This window comes from Humitalea sp. 24SJ18S-53 (assembly GCF_050632385.1).
Lineage (GTDB): Bacteria > Pseudomonadota > Alphaproteobacteria > Acetobacterales > Acetobacteraceae > Humitalea.
The window spans coordinates 5,096,515-5,117,776 of sequence record NZ_CP192599.1; the positions used below are offsets into that span (position 1 = coordinate 5,096,515).

Below are 21,262 nucleotides of genomic sequence, written 5' to 3' on the forward strand. Positions count from 1 at the left end.
GCCTTCTCCTCCCGCGACAGTCGGGCGTCAGGCGGTGCGCGTCACCTCGGTTGCCCCTTCGGCCTCCGAGGCCATCTCGGCCAGGGTCACCGGCCGCAGCGGGAAACGCGCCGGCAGCACCATGCTGGCGTCCGGTGCGCGTCCAGCAGCCGCCGACAGCATCAAGGCGACCGTGGGCCCGCAATAGCGGCCCTGGCACGGGCCCATGCCACAGCGGGTGAAGGCCTTGACCTGCCGGGCGCCGGGGGCGCCCAGCGCCGCGGCCTGGCGGATACCGCCGGCGGTCACCTCCTCGCAGCGGCAGACCAGCGCCTCGTCGGGCACCGCATCGGCGGTGCCGGGGGCATAATACTGCTCCAGCAACGGGCGGATGCGGCGCCGCCGCGCCAGCTCCCGCCGCAGCGGCGCCGCGATCGCGTCCGCCGCCGCGCGGTCCAGCCGGCCCAGATCGAGGGCTGCCCCCAGCGCCGCCAGGCGACCGGTCAGGGGTGCTACCTCCGCCCCGTCGATCCCGGCCCCATCGCCCGCCACGCGGACCCCCGGCACGGAGGTCGCGCCATAGGCGTCCTGACAGGGGCGAAACGCCTGCTGGCCGGCATCCCAATCCAGGGCGCAGCCCAGCGCCATGGCCGCCTGGACATCCGGCACCACCCCGTCATGAATCGCCAGCAACCCGGTCTCGATCTCCTGCGTGGCACCATCGCTGCGGAACCGCAGGCGCGTCAGCCGTTCCTGCCCGAGCGCCTCCAGCCCTTCGACCGCATGATGGACAGGGATGCCGCTGGCCCGCAGCCGCGCCATCATTCCAGCGCCACGCAGCAGATAATCCGCAGCACCCAACGCCCGCGGCAGGTGCCGCGCGGCCCCCCGCCAGCGCCCGGCGGGGACCATGTCGAGGATCGCCAGCGGCCGCGCCCCGGCCGCCACAAGCTGCGTCGCCAGCAACAACAGCAGCGGCCCGCGCCCGGCCAGGACGAAGCGCCCCTCCGGCACCAACCCGCCGGCCTTCAGCGCGATCTGCAACGCCCCCGCGCCCAGCACACCGGGCAGGGTCCAGCCCGGGAAAGGCAGCGGTCGCTCACGCGCACCCGTCGCCAGCAGCAGCCGCCGCGCCAGCAGGGGTGCGACGACACCATCGCGGGTCGCCATCACCCGCCAGCCGGATGCCCCGTCCGGCAGTGGCACCGGCGCCATGTCCCAGGCGGTGGTCGAAGGACGGTACTCGGCGCCGCAGCCACGAAAGGCACGGATGAGCGCCAGCCCGGCACGATCCCCGCCGCGCGCCTCCAGCGCGCGGTAGATCTGGCCGCCGGGCGCTGCTTGCTCGTCCAACACCATGGTCGCCAGGCCCAGCGCCGAGGCCTGGATGGCAGCCCCCATGCCGGCCGGCCCGGCGCCGATCACCAGCAGGTCGCGCACCGCATTCATGCCGCCACCTGCCGGCGCACGCGCATCCCCGGCGTGACCAGGACCAGGCAGGCCTGGCGGTTGGGCTGGCCGTCGATCTCGACCAGGCAGTCCTGGCAGGCCCCCATCAGGCAGAAGGCGGCACGCGGCGCGCCGCTGGCCATGGTGTGGCGGAAGGGCAGCCGGCCCAGGCGCAGCAGCAGGAAGGCCACCGTCTCCGCAGGCCGCGCCCGCACCGGCTCCCCATCCAGGAACAGGTCGATGGCCTCGGCCGCGTCAGGCGGCGTGATCGGGCGCAGCATGGAAACGCTCCGTGGTGAAGGCGGCGCCATCGGGGGGGAGACTGCCCTCGCCCAGCGCCGGACCCAGCACGCGGGCATGCACGGCCGCCAGCGTCACACCGCTATGGCAGGTGGCGACGAAGGCACCGGGATGGCGCGCGGACTGCTGGTAGATCGGGAATTCGTCACGCGGCATGACCCGCAGCGCCGACCAGCTTCGCACGACGCGCGCCTGGGCCAAGTGCGGGAACTCCAACATCGCCCGCGCGGCATGCCGGCCGGTGATGTCGATACTGGTCGCGGTGCTGAACCCCGCATCCCTCTCCACGCTATTGCCGAACATCACCGAGCCATTCTCATTCTGCCGGATCGTCGAGGTAGGGTAGTCGAGGAAACGCGGCACCCGCTCGGTCACCACGATCTGGCCGCGCACCGGACGCACCGGCACATCAAGGCCGACCATCGGCCCCAGCGTGGCATTGGCCAGCCCCGCCGCCAGGATGACGCGGTCGGCCGCCCATTGCGCCGCCTCGGTCTGCACGCGGAAGCCGCCGCCGGGCAGCGGCAGGATGTCGCCGGCGGGTTCGGCGGGGCGATAGACGATGCCGGCCAGCTTCGCCGCCACATGCATGGCATGCAGCAGCGCCAGCGGATTGGCATAGCCATCCTCGGGGCTCCAGGAGGCGCCACGCACAGCAGGGCCGATCAGCGGGATATGTTCGCGCAAGGTGGCGTGGTCGACCATGCGCATCGGCGTGCCGCCTGGCTGTCGCGCCAGGTTGGCGCAGATCTCCGCGCGGACCTCCAACTCTCTCTCGCCCAGGCAGAGATGAAAGCCACCGGGCTGGCGGTATTCCACGTCGATCCCCGTGCGTTGCAGCAGGGATGCGGCGAATTGCGGCCAGAGCGCCGCCGATTGTCGCGTCCAGCGCGCATAGGCGGCCATATGATCGCCCTTGCCCTGCACCCAAATCAGCCCGGCATTGCCGCGCGATGCGCGGAAGGCCATGTCGCCATCATCCAGCACGATGACCTCGGCGCCGGCATCCGAAGCGCCCAGCGCCACGGCCATGCCGACCAGCCCACCGCCCAGGACGATGCAGCGACTGCCCATGGCTGGCCTCAGTAGCCGCCCGTATAGGCGCGCTGCACGCAGGCGGCGCGCATCTGGTTGATCATGGTCATGAAGTCGAAGACTGGCAGCCCCGTGGCCTTCTGCACCGCGTGCGAATAGAGCGGGATATTGGAGCATTCCAGCAGCAGGGCGCCGATATCGGGATTGTCGCGCACCAGCCCCTGGGCGATGGCGACCACATCCGCCTCCACCGCGTCGGTATCGAGCGGCCCTGTCTCCTCCATGATCGGCGTGCGGAAGGCAGCACTGGTTTCCAGGCCGGCCACATGGATCGGGCAGGTCGGATTGGGCCAGGCCCGGGCCAGCAGATCCGGCGTCATGCGTGGCTTCTTGGCGCAGATCACGCCGATGGCGCGGCCGGTGCCCAGGGTCGCGCCGATGAAGGGCAGTTGCAGCAGCGGCGAGAGCATCACCGGCACCTTCACCGCGCCGGCGATCAGATGCTGGAAATGCAGCATATAGCCGCAATCGCTGGTGATGGCCTTGACGCCATGCGCCTCCAGATACTGCGCCGCCTTGAGGACATTGGGCATCAGCGAGGTATCGCCGCGATCCAGCAGCGCCTCGATTGTCACATCGGGAATGGTGTGGAACAGGACCGGGTAGTCGTAGGAGCTGGCATTGCCGACATCGCCCGGGGGAAAGGGATTGACGCAGTCGATCAGCAACACGCCGATGTCATGGCCATAGGAATGCGCGCCGGGGCGCGGATGATAGATCGGCATGGGTTCAGCCTCCCGCGAGGATGGTGGCCGCGATCTTCTCGGCGGCCATGATGGTGGGGATATTGGTATTGGCGCGCGGCACGCGCGGCATGATGGAAGCATCCACCACGCGCAGACCCTGAACGCCAATGACGCGCGCATGCGGATCGACCACCGCGCCGTCATCCGCCGCATCGCCCATGCGGCAGGTGCCGGAGGCATGCCAGGAGCCATGGACCTTGTCGCGGACATAGGTGTCCAGCGCCTCCTCGGCGGCCATCAGGCCGGAGACGCTTTCACCCTCGGTGATCAGCCGGCGGATGAGCAGGTCGCGCAGCGGCGCGGGGCCGTCGAGCAGCGCGCCCAGCGCCGTGGTCAACAGGTGGTTCTTGCGATTGATCCGCCCAAGATCGCGCACGCGCTCGCTCATATGCGTCGGGAAAGGGTGGTGGACCGCAGCCTGCATGGCCGGATGCGCGAAGAGCACCGCCACCCGCCGCATCCCCAGCTTGAGCCGCGCCAGGTCGCGCGGGTCGGAGAGCATGTTGAAGCTGACCTTCGGCTCCGCCCGCCACTCCGCGCTGTGGAGCGTGACGTTTCCCAGCGAATAGGCCTTGTTGACCCAGGTGATGATCGAGCCGAGGCGCTGCCCGACCGCATGCCAGCCGGACTTCGCCATGGCGACCATGTACATGTCGCTTTCCGGGCAATCCTCGATGCCCGAGGACCAACGGCGCCCGACCAGGATATGCCGCCGCAGCGTGTCCGGCAGGCGTGACTCCTTAGGCAGATAGGCGCTGATCGAGATCGCCGGATGTTCCTGCAGGTTGCGCCCGACGGCGGGGCGGTCCGCGATCACCTCGATGCCCATGGCGCGCAGCGCGGCGGCGGGTCCGATGCCGGCGCGCATCAGCATCGCCGGCGAATGCAGCGCCCCGGCGCAGAGGATCACCTGCTTCGCGGCGAAGCCTTCCTCCTTGCCGTTGACCATGGCGCGGACGCCGGTGATGCGCGTTCCCTCGCGCAGCAATGCGGTGACCTGGGCATAAGGCTGGATACGCAGATTCAGCCGCGCGCGGGCGCGGTTGTCGAGATAGCCGATCGCCGCCGAGACACGGCGATCGTAGATGTTCGAGATGGCAAGCGGAAAATAGCCGTCCTCAAACTGCCCATTCTGGTCCTGCAGCGACGTCGCGCCATCATCCTTGAAGGCCTGGGCGGCCGCCCTGGTGAAGGCGGGCCAGACATCGGGCTGGATGCGCCGGATCGGGATCGGGCCGTCGCCGCCATGCAGCGGGCCATCGAAATCCATGTCGCGTTCAAGCTTGCGGAAATAGGGCAGCACGCCCTGCCAGTCCCAGCCGGCCGCACCCATCGCCGCCCATTCGTCGTAATCGGCCGGCGTGCCGCGATTGGCCTGCATGTCATTGAGGCTCGACCCGCCGCCCATCAACCGCGCCTGTTCATAGCGGCGTATATCGGGCGGGGCGTTGCGATCCTCGGCCTGGAAGCTGACGCGCAGGTCAGCCCAGAGATTGGATTCCTTGAAATAGGCGATCCGCGGGTAGCTATCGAGGATATCGGGTTCCACCTGATCCGGCGGCGTGTCGCGCCCGGCTTCCAGCAGCAGCACGTGATGGCCGGATGCGGCCGATAGCCGCCCCGCGAGCGTGGCGCCGGCCGAACCGCCGCCGACGATGATCGTGTCGTATTGCATGCTCATCCCTCGGCGCGGATGCCCGCGGCGATCTTCTCGGCCATCATGATCACTGTGATATTCGGATTGGCGCAGGGGATGCTGGGCATCAGCGAGGCATCCACCACACGCAAGCCCTCCACGCCCAGCACGCGCCCTTGCGGATCGGTCACGGCCATGGCGTCGTCGGCAGCACCCATGCGGCAGGTTCCGCAGGGATGCCAGTCGCCCTGGGTGCCGGCGCGGATCCAGTCTTCCAGGATGCGTTCATCCGCCAGGATTTTCGCCAGGGTGAACCTTGTGTCGATGGCCGCGCCCAGCACGATCTTGCGCCCGATCGCGCCCGAATCCAGCAGCCCGGCCGCTATGTCGGTCTTGAAGCGGTTCCAGCGCGTCTGCTGGATCAGGTTGCGCACGCTGGCGGCGAAGATGCCGGGCCACCAGCTATGCACATAGGATCGCACCGGATCGGCCGAGAGGATGTCATGCACCCAGCGCACGCCGTATTTCATCCGCGCCATGTCGCGCGGGTCCGACAGCAAATTCAGCGCGACATAGGGCTCGACCGCCGGATCCGGGCTGCGCAAGGCCACCTCGCCGCGCGAATAGGATTTGTTGGGACCGAAATTGAGCGTCCCCAGGCGCTTGCCCACGCGGCTCCAGGCGAAGCGGCCGGACACGGTCAACTTCATGTCCGTCGGCGTGCAGCCGGGGAACTGGGAACTCCAGCGCAGATGTAGCAGCAGGTTGTTGCGGACCTGCTCCGCCATGCGACCTTCAGGGGCGATATGCACCCCAAAACCCAGCAGCGGATGGTCCAGCAGGTTCTGCCCAACGCCCGGCCGATCGGCACGCATGGCGATGCCCATCGCCGCCAGATCGGCGCCCGGGCCGATGCCGGCGCGCAACAGCACCGCCGGCGTATGCAGCGCACCGCAGCTGATGATCACCTCGCCCGCCGTGATGTGCTGCCGACCCTGTGGCCCGGACAGCTCCGCCCCCGTGCAGCGCGTGCCGTCGAAGGTCAGTTGCTGCAAAATCGTCAGCGGCAGGATGCGGAGATTCGGCCGGCGGCGGGTCTTCGTATCCAGATAGCCGATCGCGGCGGAGACGCGCTTTCCGTAAATGTTGTTGCGCGCGAAGGGAAAGCAGGAATCGCCGTGATAGGCGTGCCCGTCATCGACATAGGGGATGTCGCGCTTGGCCAGCGCGTCGCGGAAGGAGAGGGCGAAGCGGCTCCAATCCTCGGGGAAAGTGCGGCGGAGCGGGATGGGACCCGAATCGCCATGCAGCTCACCATCGAAATCCATGTCGCGCTCAAGCTTGCGAAAATAGGGCAGGCAGGAGTCGAAATCCCAGCCTTGCGCGCCCATCGCCGCCCATTCGTCGTAATCCGCCGGCAGGCCGCGGATGGCGATCTGCGCATTGACCGCCGAGCCCCCGCCCATGACCCGCCCCTGTTCGTAGCGGCTTGGGGCCAGCTCCGCCTCGACCTGCTGGCGGGAGCGGTTGCCGGGCGGGTCGGAATAGGCGGTCAGATCGGTCCAGTAGCGGATCGGCGAGAAGTAATCGGGCAGGAACCCGTTGTCGGTGATCGAGGCCGGAACCTGGTCGGGCGGCGTGTCGGGCCCGGCTTCGACCAGGATGACACGGCGCGACGGATCCTCGGACAGGCGGGCAGCCAGGACGCAGCCGGCGGAGCCGCCGCCCACCACCAGCCAGTCGCAGCTTATGTCATTTGAAATATTCAATTGAATGCCCCAATATCGCTGCCTGCGACCCCAAACCGCGCCAGAGTCCCCTCGCCGATGTTGCCTGCCGGATACGCCCCATGGCCGTGAAGACCGCCACCAGAACCAGCACCACGAAGCCGGCCAGCAAGACCAGCGGGGCGCAGGAAACCCCCGGCCGCATCCTGGTCGCGGCGCTCGAGGCCTTCGCCGAACTCGGTGTCGACGGTGCCTCGGTGAAGGAGATCACCGAGCGCGCGGGCGCCAATATCGCCGCCGTCAACTACCATTTCCGCTCCAAGGACGATTTGATCCGCGCCGTGCTGGAACGCTTCCTGGGCGAGATCAACGACGGCCGCCTGGCCGCGCTGGACCGTTGCCATGCCGAGGCTGGCCCCGGCGGCCCGACGCTGGAAGCGCTGGTCGAAGCGGTGATGCGCCCGATGGTCACCTTCAGCCGCGACCGGCAGAATGGCCGCGCCATCGTGCGGCTGCTGCTGCAGGCGCGCGCATTGCCGCGCGGCAGCATCAATACCATCCTGGCCGCGCAATTCGACCCGGTGCATCTGCGCTTCATCGACGCGTTGAACCGCGCCGCACCCTGGCTGGAGCGGGATGAGATCGTCTGGCGCTACGATTTCGCGCGCGGCGCGATGATGCAGATCCTGTCCGATCTGGATCGCAACATGGACCGGCTGGTAAATCTCTCGCCGCGGGTGGCGCAGGCGGATGACGATGCGGTGGTGCATCAACTCGTCACCTTCATCGCCGCGGGTTTCCGGGCACCGCCCAGTCGGCGCTGACCATCACGCCTCCTCCATCGCACGGTGGCAGGCCGCGCGGTGGTTGGGGCGCAGGTCGCGCAGCACCGGCTCGGTCAGGCACTGGCCAATCGCCATGGCACAGCGCGGACGGAAATGGCAGCCCTCGGGGCGGTTGAGCGGGCTCGGCGGATCGCCTTCCAGCGGCGGCGGCAACGGGCGATCCGGATCCGGTTCCGGCGAAGCGGCACGCAGCGCACGGGCATAGGGATGCGCCGGATTGTTCCAGGCCTCGGCATCCATGGCCTCGACGATGCGGCCCAGATACATCACCAGCGTGCGGTCGGCGACATGCTGCACCAGGCCGAGATCATGGGTGATGAACAGCATCGCGAGATTCCGTTCCTTGCGGATCTCCAGCAGCAGATTGACCACCTGCGCCTGTACCGAAACATCGAGTGCCGAGACCGGCTCGTCACAGATCAGCAGCGCCGGCTCCAGCGCCAACGCGCGCGCGATGCCGACGCGCTGGCGCTGCCCGCCCGACAACTCATGCGGATAACGTCCGTCCCAGGACGCGGCCAGGCCGACGCGATCCATCAGCGCCGCACGGCGCTTGGGTGCATCGGGCAGGCCATGCAGCCGCATCGGCTCCTCGATCAGCCGCCCGATGGTCAGGCGCGGATTGAGCGAGGCATAGGGATCCTGGAAAACGATCTGGATCTGCTTGCGCAGCGGGCGCCAGGCGCCACGGCTGCGCCCAACCAACTCCTCCCCGCCCAGGCGGATCGAGCCACCCTGCGCCTGGTTGAGGCCGATCAGGCAACGCGCCAGGCTGGACTTGCCGCAGCCGGATTCGCCGACGACGCCGACGATCTCGCCCGGCGACACGTCGAAGGACACGCCATCCACCGCATGCACCAATCCGCGGGCCGAGCGGAAGCGCACGACAAGGTCGCGCACGGACAGCAGCGGCGCGGTCATGCCGCCATCTCATGGGATCGGAAGCAGGCGGCGGCATGGCCGGGGCTGTGCTCGCGCAATGGCGGCGCTGCGGTGGTGCAGTCGGGCAGCGCCATGCCGCAGCGTGGCGCGAAGGCGCATCCCGCCCAGCGCTGCGGCCCTGGCGAGGGCACCATGCCGCCGATGCCTTCCAGCGGCGCCTTGCGGCCCAGCGCCCCCGGCACGGCGCGCATCAACCCACGGGTATAGGGATGGCGCGGGGCGCGAAAGATCCCGCGCACCGGCCCCTGTTCGACAATGCGGCCGGCATACATCACCGCCATCTCCTGCGCGGATTGCGCGACCACGCCCAGATTATGGGTGATCAGCAGCAGCCCCAGCCCCTTCTCGGCCTGCAACCGCCCGAGCAGCGCCAGCACCTGCGCCTGCACCGTGACGTCCAGCGCCGTTGTGGGCTCATCCGCGATCAGAAAGGCCGGGCCACCGGCGATGGCGGTCGCGATGACAACGCGCTGGCGCATGCCACCCGACAGACGATGCGGAAACTCCTTCGCTACGCGCGCGGGGTCGGGGATCCGCACCTCGGCCAGCAATGCGATGGCACGGTCCCGCGCCTCGGCGCGGGAGGCACCGCCATGGGCGCGGACCGCCTCCGCGACCTGGTCGCCCACGGTATGCGCGGGGTTGAGGGCCGTCATGGGTTCCTGGAAGACCATGCCGATGCGCCGGCCGCGCTGGGCGCGCCAGCCATCGGGCGACAGGCCGAGAAGCTCCATTCCATCCAGCTTCACCGAACCGGCCGCGACCGACAGCGGCGGCGGCAGCAACCCCATCACGGCATGCGAGGTGACCGATTTTCCGCAGCCGGATTCGCCCACCAGCGCCAGGGTATGGCCGGGACGCAGGCTAAAGGACACGCCCTCGACCAGCGGGACCCGGCCCGCGGCGATGCACAGCCCCTCCACGCTCAGCCTGCTCTCGCTCATGCCGAGCGTTCCCGCAGGCGGGGATTGAGGGCGTCATTGAGGCCCTCCCCCACCAGGTTGAGGCCCAGCACCGTCAGCAGCACGGCGATGCCGGGCACCGTCACCACCCAGGGCGCGGTGCGGATCAGGTCCCGCCCCAGCCCGATCATCGTGCCCCAGGACATCACATTGGGATCCCCCAGCCCGAGGAAGGACAGCCCCGCTTCCGCCAGGATCGCCGAGGCGGCCGTGATGGTCGCCGCCACGATCAGCGGCGGCGCGGCGTTGGGCAGGATCTGCAGCAGGATGATGCGGGCATCCGACATGCCGAAGGCCACGCAGGACAGCACGAATTCCCGGTCGCGCAGCGCCATCACCTCGGCCCGCGCCAGCCGCGCCAAAGGCGGCCAGGACACGACGGTGAGCGCGGTTACGATCGTCCAGACCGTGGGCGACAGGATCGCCACCAGCACGATGGCGAAGAGAAAGGGCGGGATCGTCTGGAAGATCTCGGTCAGGCGCATCAGCACGTCATCGACCCAACCGCCGAAATAGCCGGCGATGGCGCCGATGCCGACGCCGATCAGCGTCGCCGTCAGGGCCGAGGCCAGCCCGACCAAGAGCGAGACGCGCGCGCCATAGGCGACCGCGGCCCCCATGTCGCGGCCGAGATTGTCGCTGCCCAGCAGGAAGTCCGGATCCTCGCCAGGCGCCAGCAGAGGCGATGCCACCATGTCGAAGGGATCGTCAGGCCAGAAGCGGCTGGCGGTCAGCGCCAGCACGACGACGCCAAGCAGAAGCACCAGCCCCAATATGGCCGAGCGGCGGCGGAACATGCGGCGGAGGAAGACCGTCATCGCAGTTCGATCCTGGGGTCGAGGCGGAGGTAGAGAAGATCGACCACCAGGTTGCAGATCACGACGAAGATCGAGGAGACAAGCAGGATCGACAGCAGCAGGTTCTGGTCGCGCGACGCCACCGCCTCGAAGGCCAGGCGACCGAGGCCGGGCCAGGCGAAGACGCTCTCCACCAGGATTGAGCCGCCCATCAGCGCACCGACCTGCACGCCCACCATCGTCACCAGCGGCATCAGCGCATTGCGCAGCACATGGCCGTAGGCCACGCGGCGCTCGCTGACGCCCTTGGCCCGGGCCAGCTTGACGTAGTCCTGGGTATAGACCTCGATCACCGAGGCCCGCACCAACCGCGTATAGATGGCCAGGAAGAACAGCGAGAGCGTGACCGAGGGCAGCACCAGATGCCGAAGCCGGTCGATCGCCCAGGCAAAGCCACGCGGGTTGTTGACCAGATCCTGCATGCCGCCCGTGGGCAGCCAGCCCAGATGCACCGAGAAGAACAGCATCAGCATCAGCCCCACCCAGAACAGCGGCGTGGCATAGAGCAGCAGGGAGAAGAGCGAGATCGCCTCATCCGTCACCGAGCCCGGGCGACGCGCGGCGGCGACGCCCAGCACGATGCCCAGCGCGATCGCGATGGTCAGGCTGGCGCCCATCAGCAGCAGCGTCGGCGGCAGCCGGCCCAGGATCAGCTCGGTTGTCGAGATGCCATAACGTGGCGAATGGCCCAGGTCGAAACTGGCCAGCTTGAGCACGTAGTTGAGGAAGCGCTGCGGCGCGGGCACATCCAGCCCGAATTGAGCGCGCAGCCGCTCCAGATAGGCAGGGTCGGCGCCGCCGGCCTCGCCGGCCATCACCTCCGCGGCATCGCCGGGCGCCAGCGACAGCAGCACGAAGTTCAGCACCAGGATGCCGGCGATGATGATCGCACCCTGACCAAGCCGGCGCAGCAGGTAGACGACAAGGCGGCGGTTCATGCCGCCTGCCGGCCATCGGCGATGCCGCCGGGGCGGCGCCGCCGTATCGTGGAGGGCATCGGGCGAAACTCTCGTCGTGACCGGAAGGAGGATCCGCCGCGGCCGGGACCGCGGCGGGGAGGCATCAGCTCGGGGCGAGCCAGGTATCGGCGAAGCTGCTCCGAATACCCTCGGGCCCCGAGGTATGGTTGCGCACGCGCCGGTTGGCGATCGTCACCGTGGTCAACTCGACGATCGGCAGGATCGGCAGGTCGGTCATCGCCAGCTTCTGGAATTCGACGAACATCGCGCGGCGACGGGCTGGATCGGGTTCCACCGCCGCGTCCATCAGGATCTGGTCCATCGCCGGGTTGTTGTAGCCCGAGGCATTGGTGAAGGGCACGCCGCGCTGATAGGCGCCAGAGTACCAGAAGCGCTGCAGCCCGATCGTCGGGTCGGCCGTGGCGGAGGCGTAGAAGATGTTCATGTCGAAGGCGCGCTCGGTCCAGATCTCGCGCAGCCAGGTGGCATAGTCGGTGTTGCGGATATCGGCGTCGATGCCGATACGCCGCAACGTCTGGCGCAGGTATTCGGCGAAGCGCTGGTTGCCGTCGGAGTAATTGCCCCAGCTGATGGTCAGCTTGAAGCGCATGTTGCCCGCCGCGCGCGGATAGCCGGCCTCGTCCAGCAGCGTATTCGCGGCCGCGATGCTGAAGGCCTGGCTGGGCACGTCATCGGTGAAGAAGGCCCGGGCGTTGCGCGGCACCGGGCTCACCGCCGGCTCGGCCAGGCCGAACCAGATGTTCCTGGCGATGAAGCTGCGATCCAGCGCCCGGCTGATCGCCTGCCGCACCTTGACGTTCTTGAGGTATTCATTGCTGAGATTGAATTCGAGCCACTGCGTGTCGTTGGCGTGTTCGTAGCCCTTCGACTCGACTTCCATCGTCGGCAGCGCCCGCAACCGCGCCACATCGTTCAGCGGCACGGGGTTGTAGGGCCCGAGCAGCACTTCCCCCCGCTCCAGCGCGGCGGAACGACCGGCGCCATCGGGGATCACGCGGAAGACGATGCGGTCGAGATAGGGCTTGCCCGCATCCCAGTAATCCGCGTTCTTCTCGAGGATGATCGCCTCGCCCCGGCGCCACTCGACGAACTTGAAGGGGCCCGTGCCGACGGGGCGCAGATTGTGCGGGTTGCTGGGGATGTCGGTGCCTTCGTAGAGATGCTTGGGCAGCACGCCGGCTTCATAGCCCATCAAGTCGATCAGCATCGCTGGGCTCGGCTTGGACAGGCGCATCACGACGGTCAGCGCGTCGGGCGTCTCGACCTCGGTGACATTCGCCATCAGGGCGCGCAGGCGCGGATGCAGCTTCTTCCAGACTTCGGTGACGGTGAAAGCAACGTCGGCAGAGCTGAAGGGCCGGCCATCGTGCCAGCGCACGCCCTCGCGCAGCTTGATGGTGACGGTCTTGCCATCGGGCGCGACCTCCATGGCCGTCGCCAGCGCCGGCTGCGGCTTGAAATCCCAGTCATAGACAAAGAGACCATCGAAGATCTTGGGCGCCACCACGGTGGTGACCAGCGCCGTGGTCAGGGCCGTGGTCAGCAATGTCGGCTCCGGCGAGATCACCGCGGTCAGCACGCCACCCGACACCGGCGCGCCTTGCGCCAAGGGCGAACGCGCGACGAGACCCACGCCCGTGGCCAGAGTTGCGCCGCCAGCGAGCAAACGCGTGAGATCGCGTCGGCCGAACATGTCATGCATGATGGTCAGTCCTTATGCGTTGCGCCACGGCGCATCTGCGGGATCGTCATTCGGGAATGATGGCGGCGCGCGCCAAGGCTTATTCAGCGGCCAAAGGCAGCGCGCCCGGCAGGCGCCAGCCATATTGGCGGTCGAGCCCAAGCGCCTGCACGATCGCAACACCGCGCGCCAGATGCTCGGGCTTGAGCCCGCTCAACGGGCGCCGCAGATCGCCCGCCGGCAGCCCCACCGCCTTCATCAGCGACTTCACGGCCACCGGGTTCACGGCGCTATAGGTGAAGTGCAGCAGCGGCAGCAGGCGCAGATAGGTCTCGCGGAACACCACGGATTGCTCCGGCGTCGTCCAGGGCTTCGACATCAGCGCGATGCCGGCCGGATCGATATTGCCCGTCATATTCGCCGTGCCATGCCCGCCGAGCGACATGGTCGGCACGACCAGGCCGAGGTTGGGGCTGTCGCAGCACATGATCGTCGCATCGGGCTGGGCCGCGCAGACCTGGGCCACCTGACCGACGCGGGTCGTGCTTTCCTTCAGCACGATGATGTTCGGATGCTTCATCAGCCGCAGCAGGTGATCCCAATGCAGGTCGGACTTCACCCGCGGCGGGTTGTTGTAGATGCCGATCGGCAGTTCCACCGCATCCGCGCAGTCGCGGAAGAAGGTCTCGATGTCATCCTCGGGCGCGCAGATGTAGGCGGGCGCGGCCAGGATCGCGCCATCGGCGCCGGCTGCCTTGGCATGCTGCAGATAGGCGATGGTGGCGGCGGTGCTGGTGCCCGTGCAGCCATAGAAGAACTTCATCCCCTGGCGCGGCAAGGCCGCGGTCTTCTCGACCACCGCGCGCCGCTCCTCCGGCGTCAGCATCGAGACCTCGCCGGTCGAGCCCATGAAAAGCAAGGCCGAGGTGCCGTGTTTCGCATGCCAGTCGATCAGCGTGCGAAAAGCGCCGAAATCGACGCTGCCGTCGGCGTTGAATGGGGTGATGAGGGCGACGAAGGATCCTTCGATACGCATCTTGGCCATGGCCATGCTCCGATCAACGCGAATGACGTCGAGCCTAGGACGGCCTCGAAGTGGCTTGCAACAGAAAATTCAATCGTTCGTTTGAACGGGCGAGCGATCGCGGCACGCCACCGGCTGTTTCGCGGGCAGGCTGCCGCATCCTCAGCCACATGCGCTGCCACCCGGCGGGTCGCGCCGGATCATGATGGCAAGGAGAAGGCCCGGCCCAGGCCCCGGGACAGCAACAGAAGGAAACAGCGCGACCATCGGCGCCGCACCCGGCAGCGCCTGTCGCCGCGGAGGGGCCGATACCGGGCAGGTCACGCACCGGCGCCCTCCGCCACGCCGAATGCCACCCAAACTACGCCTGCGTCGACAGGCTGCGGGATTATTCGCGCGGCATCACGAATTCAATCAATCGTTTGAGTTTCCCCCCTTCCCCGCAGACCCCATCCCCTATTGCGGTTCGAAGCCCGATTGCCGCAGCAACGCGGCGCCGCGCTCGGCCTCGGCGGTCTGCACGGCGACGAAATCAGCCTGGCTCTCGGCGACAGAGGTGAAGCCTAGCTCCGCCAGGCGGCGGGCCACGGCGTCCTCGGCGACGATGCCGCCCAGGGCGGCGTGAAGGCGCATGGTCACCGCCTCGGGCAGGCCGCGCGGCCCCCAGACGGCATACCAGCTCGCATAGCGCAGGGCGGGGAAGCCGGCCTCGGCGACCGTCGGGATGGCGGGCGCCGCCGGGCTGCGCGCGGCGGCGGTGATCGCCAGCGCCCGCAACTGCCCGCCCTGCACCAGCGGCAGGGAGGAGAGGATCGGGTCGACCATCACCTGTACCGTGCCCGCGGCCAGGTCCGTCAGCGCCGGCGCCGAGCCCCGATAGGACACCAGTGGCACATCCACCCCGGTGATCTGCCGCAGCGCCAGCACCGCCAGATGCCCCGCGGCCCCCAGCGAAGAGGTGGCGAAGGCAAAGCCGGCCGGATTGCCACGCACCGCGTCAACCAGGGAGGACAGATCAGCATAGGGCAGGCGCGGCGCGGTCACCACCAGCAGCGGCCCCTCGGCCACCCGCGCGACGGGGGTGAAATCGGCCAGCGGGTCATAGGGCGGCCGGCGCATGATCGCCCCGGTCAGTGCGTGGATCGACGCGCCGAAAAGCAAGGTATAGCCATCGGGCGCGGCCGTCTGCACGGCTATGCCGGCGACCACGCCATTGCCGCCAGCCCGGTTCTCGGCCACCACCGGCTGGCCCAGCACCGCATGCAACCGCTGCGCCATCAGCCGCGCGACGGTATCCACAGCACCACCCGGCGTGGTGTTGATCAGCAGATGGACCGGTCGCGCCGGCCAGCTCTGCGCCCGCGCGCCACCAGGCAGCAGCAGCAGCAGCGCGGCCAGGCATGCCAGGGTGGGAAGGATAGGTCGGCGCATCGCGCACTCCTGTTCAGCTCATGTGGCGGTCTGCCCTATGCCCTGGCGTCCGGCCGTGACCTGCCGCGCTGCCGGCGGCTTGCCCTCGGGGAACCGGCGGTATGGACTGCGCCCGGTGGTTCCGAGGGGAATGGGATGGAGACGCGCACCGACCCGGCGATGCTGGCCGCCCTGGTGCATGGGCTGCGCGGCCCGCAGCGGCTCAATCTGCGTCAGCTTGAAGCCTTCTCGGCCATCGTTGGCGCCGGATCGATCAGCGCCGCGGCGCGGCTGCTCAATGTGTCGCAGCCCGGCCTGAGCCGGCTGTTGATGGCGCTGGAACAAAGCCTGGGCTTCGCGCTCTTCCTGCGCCATGGCAAGCGGCTGGCGATCACGCCGGAGGGCGCCGAATTCGCCGATGAGATCGCCCGCAGCCTGACCGGCCTGGCCGCGCTCGAAAAGGCGGCGGACGACCTGCGCGGCATGCGGCGCGCGGTGTTGCGCATCGCCGCCCTGCCGGCGCTGTGCTTCCAGTTGCTGCCGCGCGCCATCGCCGGCTTCATGCGGGACCATCCCGGGCTGCGCGTGCAGTTCGAGGCTCTGAGCGCCCAGCGCATCACCGAGGCCGTGGCGGCGCGCCAGGTCGAGATCGGCGTGACCCAGATGTTCGGCGCGGCGCCGGGGGTGGCGGTGGCCGCCACCTATGCCTCGGACTGCCTCTGCGTGATGCCGCCGGGCCACAGGCTGGCCGCGCGGCAGGTGGTGCGGCCGGCTGATCTGGAAGGGGAAGCGCTGGTGACGCTGCCGGCCTCTAGCACGACCGGCACGCGCCTCGCCGAGGTGTTGGGCGGCCCGCCCGAGGCACGGGTGGAAACCTTCCTCTCCTCCGCCGCCTGCGCGATGGTGGCCGAGGGGGTTGGCGTCGCCGTGGTGGATGCCTTCACGGTCGAGATCTTCGGCGCCCGGATTGAATCCCGCCCCTTCCTGCCAGCGGTCGATTTCGGCTTCCAGGTGGTGCATCCGGCGCCGCAGCCGCTGTCCCGCCCGGCCGTGGCTTTCTTGGCGCACCTGGCCGTTGCGCTGGCCCAGGATGGCAGGATCAGGCCAGGCTGAGCTCACCGCACCGCCACCAGCATGTCGGTCTCAAGCGAGCTCATCGGCGCCGCCAGGGGCCGAACGGCGCCGGCCGGGAATCGGGCGCGCCTTTCAAGCGTCACCCGCCAGGGCCAGGAGCTGCGGCTTGAGCACCTTGCCGTAGTGCGATCGCGGAATCGCCTCGACGAAGCAGACGCGGCGCGGCTTCTTATGGGCGGCCAGCACGGCGCGGCAATGCGCGACCAGCGCCGCCGCATCCGGGGTGGCTCCGGGGCGCAGCACGACGAATGCCGTCACCGCCTCCCCCCATTCGCGGTCGGGCATTCCGGCGACGGCGACCTCGGCGACATCGGGATGGCTGGCCAGGGCGTCCTCGACCTCGGCCGGAACGATGGAGGTGGCGCCCGAGCGGATCACCTCCTTCAGCCTGCCGGTGATCGACAACAGCCCGGTGGCGTCCAGCCGGCCCAGATCGCCGGTGTGGAGCCAGCCATCGGCCAGGGCCGCGCCACTCGCGGCGGGGTCGTTCCAATAGCCGGCCATGACATGCGGGCCGCGGATCATGACCTCCCCCTCCTCGCTAGGCGGCAGGGCGGCGCCGCCGGGCCCGCCGATCCGCAATTCCGTCGAGAAGAGCGCATGGCCGACGCTGGCCATCGCCGCCTCGTCCCGCAGCGCGGCCGGGGGCAGGTAGGTGGAGACCGGCGCCTCGGTCATACCATAGAGCACGCCGAGCCGAGGCCCGCAGACCGCCAGCGCGGTGGCGAAATCGGCCGGCGGCAGGCGGGATCCACCCAGAATAACGGCGGTCAGCCGCGCCAGCCGCGGATCGGCCGTCGTCATATGCGGCAGGGCACGCACCAATTGGGTCGGCACCAGGGAGGTCCTGGTGGCGCCGCTGCTGTCGACCTGCGCGGCGAAGGCTTCGGGGATGAAGCGGCCGCCCAGCACCACCGTCGCGCCGGCGGCCAGATGCGCAAACATCACCAACTGCGCGATCGGCCAGAGCGGACGGAGATTGAGGAAGACATCCTCCGGCCGCGCGTCGAAACCGGCGATGGTGTTCTGCAGCACGGCCGCCAGGTTGCGGTGCCGCAGCATGATCGCCTTGGGCCGCCCGGTGGTGCCGCCGCTGAAATTGAGCGTGGCGAGATCCGCGGCGTCGCCATCCTCGAAGGGCGCGTCGATGGCGCTGGCCAGCAGCGACTCGTAGGCGACGGCACCGGGCAGCGGACCGCCCACCGAGACGACATGCGCCAACTCCGGCAAGGCGTCCCGCAGCAGGGCCAGCGGCGGCGCCAGCTCGGCATGGGTCAACAGCGCCCGGGCCCCTGCATGGCGCAGCAGCGCCACCAGATCGCCCGGCGGCAGGCGCGGGTCGAGCGGCACGCGCACCAGCCCCGCGGCCATGCAGCCATAGTCGCATTCGAGGTATTCGCGGATATCCGGCAGCAGCAGCGCCACCCTGTCGCCCCGCCCCAACCCCAGCCCGCGCAGCGCATGGCCGAGCCGGGCCAGCCGCGCGCCGAAGCAGGCAAAACTCCAGTCGCCCTTGGCGTCGCGCAGCGCGATGCGGTCGCCATGGCGCCGCGCCAGCCGCGCCAGCAGCCTGCCCAGATGCATCAGCCCCAGCCCGAAAGCAGCACGCGGCCGGTGGTCGCGCGGTTCTCCATCAGCGCATGGCCGTCCGAAGCCTCGGCGAAGGGCAGCACCCGGTCGATCATCGGCCGGACCTTGCCGGTCGCCATCAGATGCAGCGCCCGGCGCAGATCCTGATAGGTCGCATTGCCCGAGCCCATGATACGCAGCCGGCGCATGATGATCAGCCCCGGGTCCATCTCGACCTTGCGGGCGCCGATATTGCCCAGCACGACGATCGCCGCGTTCTGCGCCGCGCTGCGTAGGCTCTCGCCGATCGTGCCGGTCACGACATTCTCCAGGATGATATCGGCGCCCTGCTTGCCGGTGCGCTGCCAGACCTCGGCGCTGAAGCGCAGATCGGGGCTCACCACCACCTCATCGGCGCCGACCGCGCGGATCGTCTCGACCTTGCTGTCCGAACTGGTGACGGCGATCACATGGGCGCCGACGCTCTTGGCCACCTGGATCTGGTGCAGGCCCAGCCCGCCACCGGCGCCGGTCACCAGCACCACATCGCCAGGCCCCGCCTGTGCCACGCCCAGCACCGCGCGGACGCTGGTGCCGATGGGGCAGCAGGCCATGGCGGCATGTTCCAGCGACAGCCCATCGGGCACCCGCACCGCGTTGCGCGATGGCACGGTGGTGTATTCGGCATAGCCGCCCCCGCCATGCTCACCCACCACCCGGCTGTCGCGGCACAGGTCGGGCCGGCCACCCAGGCAGTAGCGGCAATGGCCGCAATGCAGCCGGACATAGACGACAACCCGCTCGCCAAGGCGCGACTGCGGCACGCCGGCGCCAAGGCCCACGATCTCGCCGGCGATCTCATGGCCCAGGATCTGGCCGGGCTTGTCGCGCGGGATATGGCCGCCGCGCGAAAGCACGTCGTGATAGCAGATGCCGGCGGCATGGGTGCGGATCAGCACCTCGGCGGCCGCGGGTTCGGGGCAGGCGACCTCGGTGCAGCGCAGTTCCTCAGGACCGCCGAAGCGGGGGAAGGTGACGGCTCGCATCAGGCTCATGCGGCATCGTCCGAAGGCTGCATGCGAGCGCCGGCTTCGCGGCGTTCGAAGGCGGCAGCGTTGTCGCGGAAGTCGCGCTGCTGTTCGACCCAGTCGCGCATCGCCTCGACCTCCGCCTGGGCGGCCTGGTCGAGCAGCTGGCTGTGGCGCAGCAAGCGCTTGGTGGCCTGCACCGCCGTGGGGGGCATGGCGGCCAGGCGCCGGGCCCAGCCCAGCGCGGCGGCCAGGGGATCCTCCGCGATGCGGTTGACCAGGCCGAGGTGCAGCGCCTCCTCCAGCGGGATCTGATCGCCCAGCAGCATGAATTCCATCGCGCGGCCGGGCGGCACCATGGTCGGGAGCCGTACCGCGCTGACGCCGGAGATCATGCCATGCGGCACCTCGGGGAAGGCCAGCCGCGTGCCGGGGGCGGCGATCCGCAGGTCGCAATGCAGCGCCAGCGTGAGCCCCATGCCCAGGCAGTGCCCGTGCAATGCCGCGATCACCGGCTGCGGCAGCGCCGTGCCGACATTGGGGATGGCGTCCATCAGCGTGCGGGTCGAGACCATGGCCCCGGTCGCATGCATCGCCTTGACATCCGACCCTGCGCAGAAGGCGCGCGGCCCGGCGCCATGCAGCACCACGGCGCGGATGGCGGGATCGGCGGCGATCTCCCGCCAGGCCGCCGCCAGCGCCTCCTTGGCCGGGATATCCAGGGCATTGAGCCGATCGGGCCGGTTGAGCGTCACAACGGCCACGCCATCGTCGTGCCGGTCGAGCAGGATGCTCATGCGAAGAAGGGGATCATGCAGCAGGGACCGCCGGTCAGTATGGGACGGTAGGCTGGCGCGGCCGGACGCTCGCGCGAAATACCAAGCCCGATGGTGCTTATGCGCCTTGGTTATAAGCCAAAGGGAGCCCACCCGGCGGCACGCCGTCAGGACCGCGCAGGAGCGGGTCCTGACCGGTCTCAAGGATCGGTTGCTGGCGCCCGACCTGGTCGAGGAGTTCACTCGGGGCTACGTCGAGGAGATCAACGCGGATAATCGGGACCGCGGCAGCCAGAAGGCACGGCTGGAAAGCCAGGGCGCCAAACTCGGTCGCCAGATCCGGAACCTGTTGGAGCTCATCAAGGAGGGGCACGGCAGCCCGGCAATGGTCCAGGAGCTGCGCCAGATCGAGCAGGAGCGTGACAAGGTCACCCGGCAGATCGCCGAGGCCGGCACACCGGAACGCGTGCCGGTCCTGCACCCCAACCTGCCACTGCTTTTCCGTCGACGCGTGGAGACCCTCGAGGCCCAACTCCAGGATCCGGAGATGGTGGCCGGTGTCGCCGCGGCCCTGCGCTGCCTGATCGACGCCATCCAGGTCTTTCCTGGGGCAAAGCGGGGCGAGGTGGAGGTATCGCTACGGGGGGATCTGGCCGCCTTCCTGCATCTGGCGCAGGCCGAGGAGGGCCGGGCGATGCAACGGGCCCAAAACGGCAAAACCCCTGACACCACGAGGGATGTCAGAGGCTTGCGACTTGTCATGGCAACGTTGGATGCGGGGACCCGCAAGCATCTTGATTTGCTACTGGTTGCGTAGGTGATGCGACGCGCATTCACAGCGATCCGGCGGGCCTTCGGCCGCTCGCTTGGGCCATTCATGGAGGTGCCACATTGGGTGAGCCGCACCAGCGCCCCAACACCGTGGAAATTGCGGCGCCGACCCATGGAAGTTCCTTCGAGGGGCCCGCGCGGATGACCGATCGTGGCGGAGGATGATAGCTTCCAGGCGGAGGGCTGGCCCGGGTCGTGACCGGGTCGAAGACCTGCCTCGTGTGGTTCCTGTGTGACCCGGTGCGTAGGATCGGGCGCCAGTTCTGGATGCGAGTGGGGGGTAGAGGGGCC

At 69.2% G+C, this 21,262-nt stretch carries 19 protein-coding genes; 3 read left to right on the top strand and 16 right to left on the bottom strand.

All coding sequences use genetic code 11. The features are described 5' to 3' along the window. Positions 1-27: 27 nt before the first annotated feature. The 6 genes from ACQW02_RS24445 to ACQW02_RS24470 are packed head-to-tail and all read right to left on the bottom strand — an operon-like array spanning position 28 to position 6,974. Positions 28-1,428, bottom strand: a complete 1,401-nt coding sequence (locus ACQW02_RS24445) for an NAD(P)/FAD-dependent oxidoreductase (RefSeq protein ID WP_431282522.1) — start codon at positions 1,426-1,428, stop codon at positions 28-30. Continuing rightward, the gene (locus ACQW02_RS24450) at positions 1,425-1,709 is read right to left on the bottom strand and encodes a (2Fe-2S)-binding protein (RefSeq protein WP_431282523.1); all 285 of its coding nucleotides are present in this window, start codon (positions 1,707-1,709) and stop codon (positions 1,425-1,427) included. Before ACQW02_RS24450 ends, ACQW02_RS24445 begins: the two co-directional genes overlap by 4 nt. Next, a complete protein-coding gene (locus ACQW02_RS24455) occupies positions 1,684-2,802 on the bottom strand; it encodes an NAD(P)/FAD-dependent oxidoreductase (RefSeq protein WP_431282524.1) in 1,119 nt (372 codons plus the stop codon). The genes ACQW02_RS24450 and ACQW02_RS24455 overlap by 26 nt, the downstream gene beginning before the upstream one ends. Positions 2,803-2,810: 8 nt before the next feature. Continuing rightward, positions 2,811-3,548 (bottom strand): aspartate/glutamate racemase family protein, encoded by a 738-nt coding sequence (locus tag ACQW02_RS24460; RefSeq protein WP_431282525.1) that lies wholly within the window; start codon positions 3,546-3,548, stop codon positions 2,811-2,813. A gap of 4 nt (positions 3,549-3,552) precedes the next feature. Continuing rightward, positions 3,553-5,244, bottom strand: a complete 1,692-nt coding sequence (locus ACQW02_RS24465) for a GMC family oxidoreductase (protein ID WP_431282526.1) — start codon at positions 5,242-5,244, stop codon at positions 3,553-3,555. Positions 5,245-5,246: 2 nt separating this feature from the next. After that, positions 5,247-6,974 (bottom strand): GMC family oxidoreductase, encoded by a 1,728-nt coding sequence (locus ACQW02_RS24470; RefSeq protein ID WP_431282527.1) that lies wholly within the window; start codon positions 6,972-6,974, stop codon positions 5,247-5,249. 80 nt (positions 6,975-7,054) lie between these two features. Between ACQW02_RS24470 and ACQW02_RS24475 the strand changes: the two genes are divergently transcribed. Beyond that, positions 7,055-7,756, top strand: a complete 702-nt coding sequence (locus ACQW02_RS24475) for a TetR/AcrR family transcriptional regulator (protein WP_431282528.1) — start codon at positions 7,055-7,057, stop codon at positions 7,754-7,756. A 3-nt stretch (positions 7,757-7,759) separates the two neighbouring features. Here the strand turns inward: ACQW02_RS24475 and ACQW02_RS24480 are convergent, their stop codons facing one another. From ACQW02_RS24480 to ACQW02_RS24510, 7 genes are all read right to left on the bottom strand, one after another. Beyond that, entirely contained in the window at positions 7,760-8,698 is a 939-nt protein-coding gene (locus ACQW02_RS24480) for an ABC transporter ATP-binding protein (RefSeq protein ID WP_431282529.1), read from the bottom strand. Continuing rightward, a complete protein-coding gene (locus tag ACQW02_RS24485; protein WP_431282530.1) occupies positions 8,695-9,663 on the bottom strand; it encodes an ABC transporter ATP-binding protein in 969 nt (322 codons plus the stop codon). Before ACQW02_RS24485 ends, ACQW02_RS24480 begins: the two co-directional genes overlap by 4 nt. After that, positions 9,660-10,499, bottom strand: coding sequence for an ABC transporter permease (locus tag ACQW02_RS24490; RefSeq protein ID WP_431282531.1), 840 nt, complete (start codon positions 10,497-10,499; stop codon positions 9,660-9,662). Before ACQW02_RS24490 ends, ACQW02_RS24485 begins: the two co-directional genes overlap by 4 nt. Next, entirely contained in the window at positions 10,496-11,476 is a 981-nt protein-coding gene (locus tag ACQW02_RS24495; protein WP_431282532.1) for an ABC transporter permease, read from the bottom strand. The genes ACQW02_RS24490 and ACQW02_RS24495 overlap by 4 nt, the downstream gene beginning before the upstream one ends. A gap of 124 nt (positions 11,477-11,600) precedes the next feature. After that, positions 11,601-13,220, bottom strand: a complete 1,620-nt coding sequence (locus tag ACQW02_RS24500) for an ABC transporter substrate-binding protein (protein ID WP_431282533.1) — start codon at positions 13,218-13,220, stop codon at positions 11,601-11,603. 79 nt (positions 13,221-13,299) lie between these two features. Beyond that, a complete protein-coding gene (locus ACQW02_RS24505; RefSeq protein ID WP_431282534.1) occupies positions 13,300-14,244 on the bottom strand; it encodes a dihydrodipicolinate synthase family protein in 945 nt (314 codons plus the stop codon). 435 nt (positions 14,245-14,679) lie between these two features. Next, positions 14,680-15,654, bottom strand: a complete 975-nt coding sequence (locus tag ACQW02_RS24510) for a Bug family tripartite tricarboxylate transporter substrate binding protein (RefSeq protein WP_431282535.1) — start codon at positions 15,652-15,654, stop codon at positions 14,680-14,682. A gap of 135 nt (positions 15,655-15,789) precedes the next feature. On the opposite strand from ACQW02_RS24510, the gene ACQW02_RS24515 reads away from it, so the two are divergent. Beyond that, a complete protein-coding gene (locus ACQW02_RS24515) occupies positions 15,790-16,746 on the top strand; it encodes a LysR family transcriptional regulator (protein WP_431282536.1) in 957 nt (318 codons plus the stop codon). A gap of 93 nt (positions 16,747-16,839) precedes the next feature. On the opposite strand, the gene ACQW02_RS24520 is transcribed toward ACQW02_RS24515, so the two are convergent. The 3 genes from ACQW02_RS24520 to ACQW02_RS24530 are packed head-to-tail and all read right to left on the bottom strand — an operon-like array spanning position 16,840 to position 20,161. Beyond that, a complete protein-coding gene (locus ACQW02_RS24520; protein WP_431282537.1) occupies positions 16,840-18,351 on the bottom strand; it encodes a class I adenylate-forming enzyme family protein in 1,512 nt (503 codons plus the stop codon). Next, complete coding sequence (locus tag ACQW02_RS24525; RefSeq protein WP_431282538.1) at positions 18,351-19,391, bottom strand: alcohol dehydrogenase catalytic domain-containing protein; 1,041 nt, start codon at positions 19,389-19,391, stop codon at positions 18,351-18,353. Before ACQW02_RS24525 ends, ACQW02_RS24520 begins: the two co-directional genes overlap by 1 nt. After that, the gene (locus ACQW02_RS24530; RefSeq protein WP_431282539.1) at positions 19,388-20,161 is read right to left on the bottom strand and encodes an enoyl-CoA hydratase/isomerase family protein; all 774 of its coding nucleotides are present in this window, start codon (positions 20,159-20,161) and stop codon (positions 19,388-19,390) included. Before ACQW02_RS24530 ends, ACQW02_RS24525 begins: the two co-directional genes overlap by 4 nt. Before the next feature lie 190 nt (positions 20,162-20,351). Here ACQW02_RS24530 and ACQW02_RS24535 point away from each other — a divergent pair, with 190 nt between their 5' ends. Then, a complete protein-coding gene (locus ACQW02_RS24535; RefSeq protein WP_431282540.1) occupies positions 20,352-20,957 on the top strand; it encodes a hypothetical protein in 606 nt (201 codons plus the stop codon). Positions 20,958-21,262: the final 305 nt, after the last annotated feature.